Raw genomic sequence first — 17,676 nt, 5'->3', positions numbered from 1 at the left:
ACTCCCACTCCCACACCAACTCCGGCGCCGACACCAACACCCGCGCCGACTCCCACTCCCACACCAACTCCGGCGCCGACACCAACACCCGCGCCGACTCCCACTCCCACCTCCGATGCTTGCGTGCTTGATAGCCTCAAGGCCCCGCAACTTGACCCTGCTACCATTACCCCCAACCCCGTCGAAAAAACTGTCAATGGGGGTAACAATGCCGATTTCATCATGGGCAGCAGCATCCCCGAGTCGATTAACGGACTGGGTGGCAACGACACTATCTACGGACTTGGCGGCAATGACAACATTGACGGCGGTGCAGATAACGACTTGCTCTTCGGCAATGACGGCACTGATTTCATCCAAGGTGGCGCTGGCAACGATACCATCAGTGGTGGCAAAGATAATGACACTATTCTTGGCGCCGATGGTAATGACTTCTTAATGGGAGATTTGGGCAAAGATACTGTTGCCGGCGGAGGAGGCAACGACACCATTTTTGGTGGCAAAGATGACGATATCTTGCTCGGTGAAGATGGCGACGACAACCTGTTAGGCAACTTAGGAAATGACACAATTAATGCTGGCAACGGCAACGATCTTGTGTTTGGTAATGAAGGTACAGACTTGCTGTTTGGTGGAGCAGGAAATGACACGATTTACGCCGGCAAAGACAACGACAGTCTCGATGGCGGTATTGGCAACGACTTCCTGCTCGGCAACAATGAAAACGATGTCCTCTGCGGTGACGCCGGTAACGATACGCTTTTCGGCGGTAAGGGTAACGATCTCCTTGCTGGCGGTGCTGGTTCCGACTAAATCAAAGTTTGGGTAGTGACATCATTACTGATTTCCGCAAGGGCGAGGATTTAATTGGGTTGGCTCCCGGTTTGAGTTTCAATCAACTCAGCATTGCGTCTAGCAGCAATCAAACTTTGATTAGCGTGACGGGTACCAATCAATTGTTAGCGAAGCTTAACGGTGTACCCGGTACTCTCAGCGCTGGCGATTTCACTCAGGTAACAATCTAACTGCCTCTGGTAGGGTGCGCGACGCGCACCTTACTATCGGCAAAACATCGGGTAGGGTGCCCGGCGGGCTGAATGTTTTGACTAAAGACTGAGGATTTCCTCCCGCTGGGTACCCTACTGTTAGTTACTGGAATTTCGGATTTTTTGGGAACTTTTCGCGATCGGCAAATACCTCAAATTGACAGACCTTGAGAGCAGATTTTAGGGTTTTAGGTCAATCAGTAATTTGGAACCGCAGCAGCTCTTCTCTGGATTGACATTACATCCTCTGCGGTTAATTGAAATCGGGTGAATCTAGTTTTTGAAGAGGGCGAAGCATGACCGCATATAAGTTATTAGTTATAATCTCATATTCACGGAGGTCATGCTTCGCCCCTACACAGATATTTGCGAAACCCAGATGCACCCATTGAAATCAAAGCAATCGCCACATAGCAATAATTCTGTCTGAATGTATTTTTCTGATTTAAATCATGGAGAAAAACCAGAAATTCTCTTGATTCTAGTTCCCCCATGCTTTCACGAAGTTTTTTAGCAATCCGGGGGTTTTCAGAATGTATATTTTACCAGAAATAATTGGCTGAAAGTCTCTACATTTGAGGAAGCAATTAAAGTCAGACTATTCATTAATCCAATCCTCTTCATTATAGGTAGAGGTCGCTCTCAAACTGTCAACTGTCAACTGTCAACTAAGAGGGCTCTCACGGGGGCACTGCCCCTACAACTGTCAACTGTCAACTGTCAACTGTCAACTGTTGAAGGACTTCAAGGTCATTTACCAGCAAATAGTAAACATCATCATCGGGTATGAAAAATGAACTCAACTTTTACCAGTATTGATTCACAGTCTGTTCTCGGCAATTCTCGTCCTAAATCTCTTGTCTTCATTGACTCGGACTTAGATGACTATCAAACTTTGGCGGGCGGCGCGATCGCAAATTCTGAGACAATCATTTTAGATAAAAATAGCAACGGAGTCGAGCAAATTACTGCGAAACTGCAAACCATTGCTGCTGCGGGGGGAACTGTAGACCAAGTTCACATTTTTTCTCACGGGAATTCTGGCAGTTTGCAGCTAGGTTCGGCGACGCTGAATTCGGATAATTTGCCGCAGTATGCAAGCCAGTTGGAAGGGTGGCGCACGGCATTGAGCGATCGCGCTGATATCATGCTTTACGGTTGCGATGTGGCGGCGGGTGATGGGGCTAATTTTGTCGATCGCCTTTCGGAGTTAACCGGGGCTGATATTGCGGCATCTAGCGATCGCACTGGCCGCGGTGGTAACTGGAATTTGGAGTTTACCAAGGGTGATATTGAAGCACCCCTTGCCTTGACTCCAGAAGCAATGGCGGATTACCAAGGGACTTTAGCCACTGTTACCGTTACCAACACTAATGATAGCGGGGCCGGTTCATTGAGAAGCGCGATCGCCTCCGCAGCAGCCGGCGATATTATTCAATTTGCCTCCTCTCTGGCCAATCAAAAAATTACCCTCACTTCCGGTCAACTTGTCATCAACAAAAACTTGACAATTGATGCAAGTGCTGCTAGCAATTTAACCATCAGTGGCAACAACACTTCGCGGGTAATCCTCACCGAAGGTTCCACCAATGTTACTCTAAAAAACCTGATTGTTGCCGACGGCAAAGTTTCGGGAACCGATCCGAATAATGAGGCGACTAGCAGCGGCGGCGGCATTCAAACTGGCGGTAACAGCACTTTAACTTTAGAAAATTGCCAAGTCAACAATAATGTTGCCGGTTTCGGCGGTGGCGTTTACACGGGTTTCCGCAGCACCACAACAGTAATTAACAGCAAGTTTAGCGGCAATGACGGTTCTTTGGCTAGCAATACCGAACGCGGCGGCGGGGCGATCGCCACTAAAAGCGGCGGTGTTCTGAATATCAGAGATAGCGAATTTACCAACAACAAAGGCAGCTATGGCGGGGCTGTGAATAACCTGTTGGGCAGCATGACGATCGAAAACTCGAAATTCACTGGCAACCGCACAGATAAAGGCGTTGGCGGGGCAGTTTACGTCGATGGCGCTAATGCTTCTGGCCCCAATGCAACACCAGGCCCTACTCCTGGCAACATTATCATCCGAGGCAGCACTTTTGACGGCAATATCGGGACAGGAGAAGGAGGTGGAGCCTTTTTGTTTGGTTATAACCAAGACAAAGTAGTTTTGGAAAATAGCACTTTTATTAACAACAAGGCTATCAAAAATGCAGCGGGTCAGGGAGGTTCTGGTGGTGGAGTTCGCCACGGAAATGTAGATTTGACAGTGACAAATACCACCTTTGCAAACAACACAGCCGATGATAACGGTGGTGGCTTGTGGCTGGGAGAAGAGGGTAATATCAACATTGTCAATAGTACATTTTCCGGCAACACGGCTGCTAAACAAGGCGGCGGAATAGTTGTCGGTAACAAAGATGCCTTTTCGACTAACATCGTCAATTCGACTTTTGCCAAGAACACCGCTGGAGAGTTTTCGGGAGGTATTGCAACTTTTGGAAATCAGCCAATTACTGTCAAGAATTCGATTTTTGATAGCAACACGGCTGGCAATCCTTTTAAAGTTAAATTCCAAACTGGAAGAGAACTAATTGATGGCGGGAATAATCTTCAGTTTCCCGCTAAACTTACGACAGGCGATCCTAACGACAATAACGCTACGGCAAAGGTGACGATCGCAGATCCGAAACTCGGCCCTTTGCAAAATATTAACGGCGCTTTCGTGCTGCCCCTGCTAGCCGGAAGCCCCGCCATTGACACAGGTACAGGTGCAGGCGCGCCAGCTAAGGATCAGCGCGGTGTGACTCGCCCCCAAGATGGTGATGGTAACGGCAGTGCGATCGTCGATATCGGCGCTTTTGAATTCACAACGACAGCCACGCCGACTCCGACACCAACTCCTACACCAACTCCGACACCTACACCCGCCCCAACTCCGACACCCGCCCCAACTCCGACACCCGCACCAACTCCGACTCCGACACCCACACCCGCCCCAACTCCGACACCCGCACCAACTCCGACTCCGACACCCACACCTGCGCCCACGCCGACACCGGCACCAACTCCGACTCCGATACCGGGCACAGATAATTGTTTGCTCGATCGAGTCAGCGCCCCGGAATTAAACTCTGCTACCATCACCCCCAACCCCGTCCAAAACACTCTCAATGGCGGTAACAATGCCGATTTCATGATGGGTAGCAGCATCCCCGAGTCGATTAACGGGCTGGGCGGCAACGACACTATCTACGGACTTGGCGACAATGACAACATTGACGGCGGTGCAGATAACGACTTGCTCTTCGGCAATGACGGCACTGATTTCATCCAAGGTGGGGCTGGCAACGATACCATCAGTGGTGGCAAAGATAATGACACTATTGTTGGCGGCGATGGTAATGACTTCTTAATGGGAGATTTGGGCAAAGATACTGTTGCCGGCGGTATCGGTAACGACACCATTTTTGGCGGCAAAGATGACGATATCTTGCTCGGTGAAGATGGCGATGACAACCTGTTAGGCAACTTAGGAAATGACACAATTAATGCTGGCAACGGCAACGATCTTGTGTTTGGTAATGAAGGTACAGACTTGCTGTTTGGTGGGGCAGGAAATGACACGGTTTATGCCGGCAAAGAAAACGACAGTCTCGATGGCGGTATTGGCAACGACTTCCTGGTTGGTAACGATGAAAACGATCTTCTCTGCGGCGATACTGGTAACGATACGCTTTTCGGCGGTAAGGGTAACGATCTCCTTGCTGGCGGTGCTGGTTCCGATTTCCTTTCCGCTAAATCAAAGTTTGGGTAGTGACATCATTACTGATTTCCGCAAGGGCGAGGATTTAATTGGGTTGGCTCCCGGTTTGAGTTTCAATCAACTCAGCATTACATCTAGCAACAATCAAGCCTTGATTAGCGTCACAGGTAGCAATCAGTTGTTAGCGAAGCTTAACGGTGTTGCTGCGAATGCTCTCACCGCTACCGATTTTATCACTCTGTAGTTACCTCTTTTGTGCAGCAGTGCGATCGACAGTTAAAACCCCTGACAGTTGACAGTTAATAGTCTAAGATATTGTAGGGTGCGTCAGCGATTAGCCTAATTTTCAGGTAGTCCGCCATCCGTGCCTGACGCACCCTACTACTACTTTATTCCTTCGATTGCCAGGACTAAAGTCCTCACTACAAACTCATTCTATCGACAATGATATGAATTGTTAATTGTCAATTTTTCAATATTAAAAAATAAAAATAATTTGCAGATCCACTTCTGAATTTTCCCGGACTATTTCAATGCGATCGATAAACTCTCGAAAATAAAACCTGCGTTCCGATTCCGACAAATCCAGCCAAAATTGGGGAAGAGAAACAGTTTGAGCAGTTTCTCGCAAATTTACGGGGGGCATTTTCGCTAATTTACTTTGCAGTTCTGCAACTTCTGTGCGGATTTTATACGATCGCAAATCTGCCGTTTCTGCGTCCAAAATGCCGCTTTCAATCAGGGCGGGAAGTTGTTCTATAATTTTTTGTTTAGATGCGATTGCCCCGGCAATTCCGGCTTTGATTCCTTGGATGTCCGGCATTTGCAACTGGGCGATCGCATCGGGCAAATCGCGACAAATCCTTGCTATGGTTAATTGCAACACTTCTTCGTAGGAAATGCCGCTGCATTTAGGCTGTTGGGAACAGTTAATCGGTCGCAAATAAAGGTATTCTTTATCTTTGCGGTAGGCTGTGACTTTCGCAACTGTCATGGACGATTTGCACTCGGCGCAAATTGCTAAACCTGCGAGGGAACGCGGGGCGCTGGCGCTGCGGGGAGCAAGGCGACTGTTACGCCGCAGCAATCTGTCTACTTGGGCGGCTTCTTCTCTGGAAATAATCGGGACGTGGGTGTTAGAAATTACTTCACCGTTTTGATATTCTAAATCGCCTCGGTAGGCGGGATTTGTCAGCCAGCGGCGGCCTGTGCTGACGGAGATTTTTTTGTTGTATTTCTTTGCTAAATGGCGCACGGAACCGCGCAGGGAACCGTAGATGAGAAAGTGTTCAAAAAAGTCTTTGACGGCGGGGGAGGCGGTTTTGTCGATCGCATATTTGTCTTTGCCGCGCCGATAGCCGTAGGGGGCTTTTCCGGGTGGAGGAAGGGATTTGATGCGGTTGCGGGCGTGTCCTTTGCGAATGCTGCGGCTGTGTTGGCTGCGCTGGAGTTCGGCGAGGAGTTTGAGCAAGTTGGCTCTATTTTCTGTTTGTTTTTCGTCTGTGACAATTAGTTGGATGCCGAGGTTTTCTAGTTGTTCGAGGTGGGCGCACACTTGCTGTACTGTGTCGCCGAGTTCTTCAAATCGCTGAATTAACAGGTATTTGACTGGTTCGGTTTGGCAGTCTTTTAGCAGTTGCTGGAGTTGCTGGCGCCCTCCTAAGTCTTGGTATGTGCGATCGACCTCTTGGCCCCAAATTTCGGCTGCTGGTGCGGCTTCTAGCAGCGGTTCGGTGTAAGAGTAGGCGATGATTTTCATCTGTTACTCGCTGAGTTCAATGATATTCCCGTCTGGATCTTGGGTAAATAATGCCGATCGACCTGACGCGCTCATTTGTACGGGGCAATTGTGAGCGATTAATTGCTCTTTGGCTGCCTCTAAGTTAGCCACAGCAAACGCTAGATGTCGATTGCGCCCCAATTTCTCATGGTCTACGGCATCTGGTATAATTGTTGCCGCTAGAATTAGGTGTATCTGGAAGTTACCGATTTGATACCAGATTCCGGAAAATTTTAATTCGCGATCGATTTTTTGCAGTCCTAATACATTGCTGTAAAAGTGTTGGGATTTTTCGAGGTTGGAAACGAGCAGGGCGCTGTGGAGGGCTTGATTAATTTGCATTTTTGTTTGGTATTTTATTTTTATTTTTATTTTAACCGCTGATGAACGCTGATTTGTTGATGTTGGTAGAATTTTTGATAGGATAACATTATTAGTCCCCCTTAATACCGTCACAAAAATTCATAAACTGTAGCTAGAGCTTTTAAAACGTAATTCCGTCCGTTGAAGATACCTATCTATTGTAGCATTTCTATTGAGCTGAGGTACTCTCGGCAGTTAATTAACAATTCCTCAATTCCCCAATCTCAAAGCAAAAAATGGAAGGGTGCATCTCAATGCAAGCGAATATATCCGTAGGGGCGAAGCATGACCGCAGTCAATATGAGATTATAACTAATAATTTATATGCGGTCATGCTTCGCCCTCTTCAAAAGTGAGATGCACCCTAAAATCTCAAATCTGAACCTGTACCTCATCTATCTGAGAAAAGCTATATGGCCTCAACTCTTTGGCAATTTCGCCTCCGCACCGCCCTCGTAGTTCCCTTTGTCCTGCAAATCGTTGCAGCCGTTGGCTTAGTCGGTTATCTTTCCTTCCGCAACGGACAACAAGCGGTAACGCATTTGGCTAACCAGTTAATGACTCAGGTGAGCGATCGCACTTATCGGCACTTAGATGATTATCTCTTAACTCCCCATCAAATTAATCAAATCAATATCGATGCGATCGAAACCAGATTGCTCGACATAAATAACTTAGATATTGCGGGACTTTATTTTTGGAAACAGGTGCAAGCATTCGATAATCTTGGCTTCATTTCCTATGGACTTTCAGATGGACGCTTCATTGGTGCTGGGCCAGTAAGACCGGGAGAAGGCATCAGCATTGCCGAAGTTTCAGCAAGGACAAACTGGAAAATTAACGCCCATTTAACCGACCGCCAGGGCAATCGAATTAAGGTAACACAGGTTGCTCCTTACGATACCGTGAAATTAGAATGGTACACTCAGGCAGCTCAAGCCGGGAAACCTATCTGGACTTCTGTTTATTCGCTAGATGAGCTTAACTTTATTGCTGTAGGGGCAATGCGTCCCATGTATGCCAAGGGCAAGCTAATCGGAGTGATCGGGGTCGATTTACAACTATCCAATATTACTACATTTCTGCACAACTTAAACTTTAGCAAATCCGGGCGAATTTTCATCATGGAACGAGACGGACAATTGATTGGAAATTCTGGCCCACAACCCTCTTTTATCAAGGTAAATAATCAAGTCAAACGCTTTAGCGCTCTCAACATCTCCGATCCTGCGATCCAAGCTGCTACTAAAGCGTTGCAAGAACGGTTCGGTAGCTTTAAAAATATTAAAAATAGCCAAAAAATTAATATTAAAATTAAAGGTGAAAATTACTTTGTCCTCGTTGCTCCGTGGAAAGACAAGTTTGGGTTGGACTGGCCGATCGTAACGGTGGTTCCAGAATCTGATTTCATGGATAAAATTAATGCCAATACCCGCACCACAATTCTATTGTGTGCGATCGCATTTACTGTGGCAACGGCAATTGGAATTTTCACAGCCCGCTGGATTGCTAGCCCCATTGAAGCCATCACCCAAGCTTCGGAAGACATGGCTAACGGCGCTCTCGACAGACAGGTAAAAACTAGCTCCCTCATGGAACTAAAAAAACTTGCCAACTCCTTTAACAGCATGGCAGGACAACTCAAAGAATCCTTTGAAACTCTAGAAGATAAAGTTACAGAACGCACCACTGAACTCGCCACAGCTAACGCCGAAATTGTGACGCTCAATCACCGACTAAAAGCCGAAAATATGCGGATGAGTGCCGAACTATACATCCTCAAACAAATGCAGCAGTTGATTTTGCCTAAACACCAAGAAATGGAGGCAATTGAAGACTTAGATATTGCCGGATTCATGGAACCAGCCGATGAAGTAGGTGGCGATTATTACGATATTCTCCAGACTGAAGGTGTGGTGACTATTGGCATCGGCGATGTCACCGGACATGGCTTAGAAAGCGGTATTTTGATGGTAATGACTCAAGCGGTTGTCCGCACTCTTCACGAAATGCCCGAATTAAATCCGGTGCGCTTTTTAGATATTCTTAATCGCACTATTTATCTAAATATTCAGCGCATGAATTCAGATAAGAATTTGACGCTTGCTATCCTCAATTATGCCAATGGCAAAATCTGCATCAGTGGCCAGCATGAGGAAACTATTGTCGTTAGAAAAAGCGGTCAAATCGAGCGGATAGATACAATGGATTTGGGATTCCCGATTGGTTTAGACGAAAACATTTCAGAGTTGATTGACCAGGTTGTAGTAGAGTTAGAACCGGGGGACGGGGTGGTGCTATATACCGATGGCATTCCCGAAGCCAGAAATATCAACAAAAAATTCTACGGAATTGAAAGACTCTGTGAAGTGGTTTCGATTAATTGGCATAAAAGCGCCGAACAAATTAAGCAATCAGCCATTGAAGATTTGCGGGGATTTATTGGAGAACAAAAGGTTTTTGATGACATTACCTTGGTGGTTCTCAAGAAAAAGGATTAAGTCCTGTCTATCCCATAGAGTGTTCTGGATACAATGTTGGCAATCTGAAAATGACACCAAATAGTCCCGATCGCCATTTATGTTTCATCGTTCAAGCCCAACATACTCGATCGCTATTATTGTATCCTTTCCGACAAAACAAATAGCGATGCACTAATAAATTTGTAGGGAATTCAACCAACAGGAAGCTGGATATCCCAGATGTGACTGGAACAGGCTCCCGCTTCCCGGAAGCAAGCGCTTCAAAGATTTTTAACAAAATTCATGAGACGTGCGATGGTTAGCGCTCGACATATCATTATTTTTTGTCAAATCTTCCCGAAATCTTGGGAGCAGTAGTAAACTAATAAATAATGAACACAAACAAGTTTGATAGTGCTTAAACATAACTTACGCGCAGGCAGCCAGAAACCGGGTTTTTTTACTACAATACAGAGGTTGTAGCCAGCGGATTAGGTAAAAAACCCGGTTATGAAGGTCGGAGTGCGTAAGTCCTCTTAAACCAAAAGCTGACTAGGATTTAGCAACTATGACCCCGATCTCAATTCCCGGCTACCGCATGAGCGAACAACTCTACTCCGGCACCCGAACCTTGGTTTATCGAGGTTTTTCGGAATCAGACAATCGACCAGTAGTCATCAAATTGCTCAAGTCTGAGTATCCGACTTTCACCGAACTGGTGCAGTTTCGCAATCAGTACACCATTGCCAAAAATATTGATAATTCCGGTATAGTCAAACATTTAAGTCTGGAAACATATCGTAACGGTTTTGCTTTAGTAATGGAGGACTTTGGCGGTATTTCTCTGGCTGAATACATCACCAACGATGCTTTTGGAGTCCAGGGTAAATTCACCAATCGCCTAGCCATCTTTTTGCAAATAGCCATTCAAATTTGCTCGACATTAGAAATAATATATCGCAGCGGCATTATTCACAAGGATATCAAACCACAGAATATTATAATCAACCCTACAACCAAAGAAATCAAACTTATAGATTTTAGCATCTCATCGTTTTTGCCTAAGGAAAATCAAGAAATCAAAAACCCCAATATCTTGGAAGGGACATTAGCTTATATGTCTCCCGAACAAACTGGCAGAATGAATCGTGGGATTGACTACCGCACCGATTTTTACTCGCTAGGAGTAACTTTTTATGAACTGTTGACAGGACAATTGCCATTCCAATCTAAGGAGCAGATTGAGTTGGTTCACTGTCACATTGCTCGCCATCCAATTCCCCCGATCGCCCTAAATCCTGCCATCCCCCAAGTATTGAATGACATCGTGCTAAAACTGATGGCTAAAACAGCGGAAGCACGCTATCAAACAGCTTTTGGTATCAAACACGATTTAGAAAAATGCTTAAAAGAATACTCAGATTGTGGCACTATTCAACTGTTTGAATTAGGCAGCAGAGACATTTCCGAATGCTTTGTGATTCCAGAAAAACTTTATGGCAGAGAAAGCGAAGTTTCGAGCCTGTTAGCAGCCTTCGGGCGCGTTGCCTGTCTCCAGGAAAATCCCCCAGCATCCGATTTGGAGGTTTCCTCTTCTAACAGCCGAGAACCGCATAAAATCCCCGGTACAGCTACTACCGAAATCATGCTGGTAACGGGTTTTTCTGGGATTGGCAAAACCGCTGTGATTAACGAAGTTCACAAGCCCATTGTTCAGCAGCGGGGATACTTTATCAAAGGAAAATTTGACCAATTCAAGCGCGATATTCCCTTTTCGGCATGGGTACAAGCTCTGCAAAGTTTTATGCGACAATTGCTGACAGAAAGTGCTGCTCGCGTTCAGCAGTGGCAAGCCCAAATTTTGTCAGCTTTAGGGGATAATGCTCAGGTAATTATTGATGTTATCCCAGAATTAGAACTGCTGATTGGCAAGCAACCTGTTGTACCGGAACTAGAACCAAATTCTGCACTAAATCGCTTCAATCTATTATTTCAAAAGTTCCTTCGTGTCTTTGCTACCAAAAATCACCCCTTAGTCATTTTCTTAGATGATTTGCAATGGGCAGATTCAGGATCTCTGAAATTAATGCAATTGTTGGTGGGCGAATCAGAAGGTCAACATTTGTTGCTAATTGGCGCCTATCGAGATAATGAAGTGTCCAAGGTTCATCCATTAATGCTGACTTTATCAGAGATTCGCAAGCTAGGTGGGGGTTCATCTTCTCTACAAAAACAGGGGAGCGCTCGCTCGGGCACTATAATTAATCAAATTACTCTCGCGCCACTTTCAATATTTGACTTGAATCGTCTGGTTGCTGATGCTTTAAGTTGTGCGATCGACAGAGCTCTTTCCTTGACAGAAATCATTTTCAAAAAAACTAATGGAAATCCTTTTTTTAGCAATCAATTCCTCAAGAAACTCCACGAAGATAAGTTAATCTATTTCGATTTTGCATCCCGATTGCCAGGGGGAGATAGGGGTGGTTGGCAGTGCGATCTTACTAAAATCAGAGAATTGGCAGTCAGCGATGATGTAGTCGAGTTTGTTGCGAATAACTTGCAGAAATTGCCGATCGCTACTCAAGATGTTTTAAAATTAGCTGCTTGTATTGGTAGCCAATTTGATTTAGAAACTTTAGCGCTAGTCTGCGAAAATTCTCAAATAGACACCGCAGCCTCCTTGTGGAAAGCATTGCAAGAAGGCTTAATTTTACCGCAAAGCGAAGTTTACAAATTTTTTGCAGACGATCGGGAGTCTGCACAATTGCCTGTTGCCGATCGTCAATTGCCAAGTTACAAATTTTTGCACGATCGCGTTCAACAAGCCGCCTATTCTTTGATTCCAGACGACGCAAAGCAGTCAACTCACCTGAAAATTGGCAGATTGCTGCTGCACAAGGGCGGGCACGCACCATCCACCGCCCCTACGGAAGAGCGGATATTTGATATTGTCAACCACTTGAACATGGGAGTGGACTTAATTTGCGATCGCACCGAAAGACATCAACTAGCTTCCTTGAATTTAATTGCTGGGCGCAAAGCTAAAAATTCCACAGCTTATGCTGCTGCTGTTGATTACTTAACTACCGGCAGAAATCTGCTACCAGATGATAGCTGGACGAATTTATACGACTTGACGCTCGATCTTTATGTAGAAGCGGTTGCAGCCGAATATTTGAATACCAATTTCGATTTATCGCACCAACTGGCCCAAATAGTTCTATCTCGATCGCACAATCTCCTCGATCAATTCCGAGTTTACGAAGCGCAAATTCAGTCTTATATTGCCCAAAATCAGATGAAATCGGCAGTGGATACTGGATTGCAAGTTCTGGGAATGCTGGGTGTTGCTTTGGAAACACAACTGCCGGCGGTGGTGCAGATACCCGCTTTAGCTAATCTGGCAGAAATCAACGATCGTTATAAAATTGCTGCTTTGAGGGTTTTATGTGCGATCGCATCTGCCGCTTATCTAGCTAGTCCAGAACTTTACCCAGCCGTTGTCTTTACAATGGCACATATTTGCAGCAAATACGGAAACTCTCCACCTGCTAGTTATGCCTATGCTTGTTGCAGCTTAATCTGTCAAACAATCGGAGACATTGAATTAGGCTATCAATACGGTCAACTATCTTTGCAAGTATTAGATAAATTTCCCTCCACAGAATTTGAATCTAAAGTTATAATGGTCTACAATGCTTGCGTGAGACATTGGAAAGAACCTAGTCGAGCGACAATACCGTCTTTGATGTCAGCAGTCCACAGCGGTTTAGAAAGCGGCGATATCGAGTATGCTTGCTATTCTGCTATGTATCTTTGCATCTACAGCTTCTTTAGCGGTGAAGATTTAACATCTGTAGATCTAAAATACGACCAATATCTTGAATTAATGCTCAATTCCAAGCAAGAATATCAGACTTATTATACCCAGATATGGCGACAGCTAACATTAAATTTACAAGGATTAGCTGAGGACAAATGTCGGTTAGTTGGCGATAGTTTTAATGAAGATGAACTGCTGCCTGTTTTGCTAGCAGCCAATAATGTTTCTTCCCTCTTTGGAGTTTATTTTGCTAAATTGGTTGTCAACTATTTGTTTGGCGATCGCGAAAGTGCCGTAGAAAATGCCCAGCTAGCAGAGCAATATGTCGTTGGTGTCGGTTCGCTGATGATGGTACCGCAGCACAACTTTTACCATTCCCTAGCCCTGCTGGCGCTGTATCCCGATGCTGAGCCGATCGCGCGATCGCAATATTTGACCCAAGTGAGAGCCAATCAGGAAAAAATGCAAACCTGGGCATTCCACGCACCGATGAATTACCAACACAAGTACGACTTAGTAGCAGCAGAAATAGCACGAATATTGGGAGACAGGCTCGAAGCCATCGATTTGTACGATCGCGCCATTGCTACCGCCAAACAAAACCAATACCTTCAAGAAGAAGCACTCTTCAGCGAACTTACAGCTAAATTCTACCTGGAATTAGGCAAAGATAAAATTGCCCGCGTCTATCTAACAGACGCTTACTACGCTTATGCTCGCTGGGGTTCCCAGGCAAAAGTCCATGATTTACAACAAAAATATTCCCAATTGCTCGGCCCCATTCTCCAACAAGACAACACTTTTTATACAGGAGAGACAATTGCTGAAACAATTGTGGCAGAGATTACTTCCAGCAGCCAAAATGTTTCCAATTTCCTCGACCTAGAAACAGTAATTAAAGCTTCTCAAGCCATATCGGGAGAAATCAATGTCGAGGAACTGCTATCAACCTTAATCCGAATACTGATCGAAAATGCAGGTGCATCCAAAGGCTCTCTGATCTTAGAAAGGGATAGTAAATTATTGATTGTTGCTAAATGTTTAGACAAACAGTCTTATTTGCCAAATATTCCAGTTTCTCAAAGCCAAGATCTTCCCATCACAGCCATTAACTACGTCTGGCGTACCAGAGAAACCTTGGTAATTAACGATATTGCTGTAGAAAATATCTTTGCAGCAGATCCCTACATTATTCAGCACCAACCCAAATCTGTATTGTGTACTCCCATTGTCAACAAAGGTCAAGCGATCGGCATTCTGTACTTAGAAAACAGTCTCGCCAGCGGTGCATTTACTGCTGATAGATTAGAAGTATTAAAAATCCTATCTTCCCAAGCTGCCATCTCCATTGAAAATGCTCTGCTCTATCAAACTCTAGAAGATAAAGTAGAAGAACGTACTGCCGAACTTGCTCAAGCTAATCAAGCAATTTCTGCCCTCAACCAGCGCCTCAAAAACGAAAATGTTCGGATGAGTGCAGAACTCGATATCATCAAACAAATGCAGCAGTTAATTCTACCAAAGCCAGCGGAATTAGCAGCAATTGCAGAGTTAGATATTGCAGGATTTATGGAAGCAGCCGATGAAGTTGGTGGCGATTACTACGACGTACTTTTTAATGATGGGGTGGTAACGCTCTGCATTGGTGATGTCACCGGACACGGACTAGAAAGTGGTATTTTGATGGTGATGACTCAAACGGCTGTTCGCACTCTCCAGGAAGTTAAAGAACTTGACCCTGTGCGCTTTTTAGATACCCTGAACCGCACTATTTATAAAAATATTCAGCGGATGAACTCGGACAAAAACCTGACGCTAGCTCTCCTCAATTACGCAGACAGCCAAATTAGTATTAGCGGTCAACATGAGGAAACTCTCGTAGTCCGAAAAGGCGGTAAGATTGAACGCATTGACATGATGGATTTAGGATTTCCCATAGGCTTAGATGAGGATATTTCAGATTGGATCGGTCATCTTTTAGTAGACTTAGAGCCGGGGGATGGTGTCGTGCTTTACACTGATGGCATCCCCGAAGCTAGAAATATCCACAAACAATTCTACGGCCTGGAAAGACTCTGTGCTGTGGTTTCTCAAAACTGGCATTTGAGCGCCGAACAAATCAAGCAATCTGCGATCGATGATTTGCGAAAATTCATTGGAGCGCAAAAGGTATTTGATGACATTACTTTGCTAGTATTGAAGCAACAGGGAAATCTTGTGCATAATTTATGATTGACGGTCATCAACCAGGTTTATAACATCGCTGTTTCATTGAGTGGCGAAGCATCGAAGCAGAAGCCGGATTTGCAGAGCCGCCCGTGTAAGTTATAGTAATGAACAGCGAGCGAGTGAAACAATTTTACGTTCCCAGATTCGGGAGTATAAATTATGAACCCCAAAATAAATTTAGCACAATCTACATCTACAGAATCACTCAATACCCAGCTACAGGATTTGATGCAAAAACTTGAGGAAGCCGAAGAGGAAAAAAATAGCTATGAAACTTTAGTAGACATTATCACGGAACACTCCACCGCTCTGGAAAAGCAGATCCGTCATAAAAATAGAGAAATGCAGACTTACATTCACCAGGTAAAAAAGGTGATAGATGCAGCTATTGCTGTGAAAAACAACAGCTTCGAGCCTCAGATATTGTCAGAGGTTGCAGCCCGCAGTGATGCACTCGGAGAACTGGCACAGGTGTTCTCGCATATGGTGCAAACGGTGAAAGCGCGGGAACAGGAATTAGAGAAACTTTTGCAAGCCTACGGACGTTTTGTCCCCGATGAATATCTCCAATTTCTTGGAAAGAAAAGCATTGTAGATTTCCAGCTTGGAGATCGCGTCAGCAAAGAAATGGCAATCATGTTTTCGGATTTGCGTTCGTTTACAACGATGGCGGAGCAAATGACTCCTCAAGAAAACTTCAATTTCATCAATACATACTTACAGCAAATTAGTCCCGAAATTCGCAAGCACAACGGTTTTATTGTCAAGTATATGGGAGATGGACTGATGGCAGTTTTTCCCGACGGCGTTGATGATGCTATTCAGGCGGGAATTATGAAGGTTGAACAGTTGCAAAAATTAAATCAAAGCCGTAAAATAAATGGGGAGATACCGCTGAATATTGGCATCGGTATCCATGTCGGTGATACGATGGTTGCAATTATTGGAGATGCCAATCGGATGCAAGCTGATGCGCTGTCCGATCATGTCAATCTCACGGCTCGTCTGGAAAGTTTAACTAAGTATTATGGCGTCTCTTTATTAATTTCAGGAGATGTGGTAAAACGTTTGAGTCAACCCGAAAAGTATCATATTCGATTTTTGGATCGGGCAATTGTCAAAGGTAGACAAGAAGCCATTACTGTTTGTGAGGTGTTAGATGTTGAAGTAGAACCTGTGCGATCGCTCAAAATTCAAACTTTGCCTATTTTTGACGAAGGTCTAGAACAATATTGTCAGGGAAATTTTGCTAATGCCCAAGATTGTTTTGAACATATAGTAGAGCTAAATCCTGCTGACAAACCCAGCCAAATTTACCTAAGACGCATCCAAGAATTGTTAGAAAAGAGTCTTCCCGCTAACTGGAATGGCGTCTGGAAATTTACCCAGAAGTGACATTGACACATTAACAGGAGGCAGAAAAATAATGACATCTGGAAGTTTACAAACTATGACACAAGTCTTTGGAGAATTCATCGACCAGTTTCCACCGGAACACGACTCCCTAGAACTTACATTTACGCCAAGTTCTCGCCCCATCAAGCAGCGCTGGCGCAACAATAGGGTATCGGCTCATTTTGTTGCCGATTATTTGTCCAGCTTTCTCCCGGTGGACGAGCAGGATGCTAGCAGCGAGAAACGGATTAAACAAAGTAAGGGAGCTGTGAGCTACATTGCTAATGAACTATTAGAAAATGCCATCAAGTTTACTGATGATAATTGCAATCATAAGGTAAGGTTTGGGATACACTTTATAGGAGAATCTGATGTGACTGCCGTAATTTTTGCCACTAACTATGTGCAGCAACCAGCGGCTAATAAATTGCAGGAATTCATTGCAGAACTGTTTAATTCCGACTCTGATGAACTATATTTACAGCAGCTTGAAAAGAATGCTGAATCTGAAAGTGAAACATCGGGACTGGGATTGCTGACGATGATTAATGACTATTCAGCTAAGATTGGTTGGAAATTTGAGAGGATCTCTGATGGTTCCAATATGCTAGCTATTACGACAATCGTTCAAATTAGCGTTTAATTTCAATTTTTTTAAGATTGACGAATTCACAAATGGATACAAGCCCCCCCCACACTTCTCAGTGGTTAACCCCAAATTTTAGACCGAAGTTGAACCTCCTAAATTGATCTGTGGAGTCAATCTCAAATCGAAAAATGGAAATCGACTGATTCTTTTGTCCCACAATAATTCA

Annotated in this window: 10 protein-coding genes; 8 read left to right on the top strand and 2 right to left on the bottom strand. The window is 44.7% G+C overall.

The window, feature by feature from the left end:
- The 4 genes from JGK14_RS16515 to JGK14_RS34065 all read left to right on the top strand — a co-directional run.
- On the top strand, window positions 1-813 hold an 813-nt coding region (locus JGK14_RS16515), incomplete at its 5' end, for a calcium-binding protein (RefSeq protein ID WP_325315281.1).
- 8 nt (window positions 814-821) lie between these two features.
- Window positions 822-1,025, top strand: coding sequence for a hypothetical protein (locus JGK14_RS16510; RefSeq protein WP_325315280.1), 204 nt, complete (start codon window positions 822-824; stop codon window positions 1,023-1,025).
- A gap of 814 nt (window positions 1,026-1,839) precedes the next feature.
- Window positions 1,840-4,860, top strand: coding sequence for a DUF4347 domain-containing protein (locus tag JGK14_RS16505; protein WP_442921457.1), 3,021 nt, complete (start codon window positions 1,840-1,842; stop codon window positions 4,858-4,860).
- Window positions 4,853-5,053: a hypothetical protein gene (locus JGK14_RS34065; protein ID WP_442921456.1), complete on the top strand. Its 201-nt coding sequence runs from the start codon at window positions 4,853-4,855 to the stop codon at window positions 5,051-5,053. Before JGK14_RS16505 ends, JGK14_RS34065 begins: the two co-directional genes overlap by 8 nt.
- 234 nt (window positions 5,054-5,287) lie before the next feature.
- Here the strand turns inward: JGK14_RS34065 and JGK14_RS16500 are convergent, their stop codons facing one another.
- Both JGK14_RS16500 and JGK14_RS16495 read right to left on the bottom strand, forming a co-directional pair.
- Window positions 5,288-6,568, bottom strand: a complete 1,281-nt coding sequence (locus JGK14_RS16500; protein WP_325315279.1) for a recombinase family protein — start codon at window positions 6,566-6,568, stop codon at window positions 5,288-5,290.
- 3 nt (window positions 6,569-6,571) lie between these two features.
- Window positions 6,572-6,931, bottom strand: coding sequence for a VOC family protein (locus JGK14_RS16495; protein WP_293185933.1), 360 nt, complete (start codon window positions 6,929-6,931; stop codon window positions 6,572-6,574).
- 434 nt (window positions 6,932-7,365) lie between these two features.
- Between JGK14_RS16495 and JGK14_RS16490 the strand changes: the two genes are divergently transcribed.
- The 4 genes from JGK14_RS16490 (at window position 7,366) to JGK14_RS16475 (ending at window position 17,504) form a co-directional block, all read left to right on the top strand.
- A complete protein-coding gene (locus JGK14_RS16490; RefSeq protein ID WP_293193470.1) occupies window positions 7,366-9,453 on the top strand; it encodes a SpoIIE family protein phosphatase in 2,088 nt (695 codons plus the stop codon).
- Window positions 9,454-9,982: 529 nt separating this feature from the next.
- On the top strand, window positions 9,983-15,469 hold the full coding sequence (locus tag JGK14_RS16485) for an AAA family ATPase (RefSeq protein WP_325315278.1): 5,487 nt from the start codon (window positions 9,983-9,985) through the stop codon (window positions 15,467-15,469).
- Window positions 15,470-15,625: 156 nt separating this feature from the next.
- Entirely contained in the window at window positions 15,626-16,861 is a 1,236-nt protein-coding gene (locus tag JGK14_RS16480) for an adenylate/guanylate cyclase domain-containing protein (RefSeq protein WP_293193468.1), read from the top strand.
- Window positions 16,862-16,892: 31 nt separating this feature from the next.
- A complete protein-coding gene (locus JGK14_RS16475; protein ID WP_293203555.1) occupies window positions 16,893-17,504 on the top strand; it encodes a DUF6272 family protein in 612 nt (203 codons plus the stop codon).
- Window positions 17,505-17,676: the final 172 nt, after the last annotated feature.

This window comes from Microcoleus sp. PH2017_28_MFU_U_A, from assembly GCF_020738035.1.
Lineage (GTDB): Bacteria > Cyanobacteriota > Cyanobacteriia > Cyanobacteriales > Microcoleaceae > Microcoleus.
The sequence above is the reverse complement of the archived record's forward strand: the minus strand, read 5'-3'. Positions and strand labels throughout refer to the sequence as shown.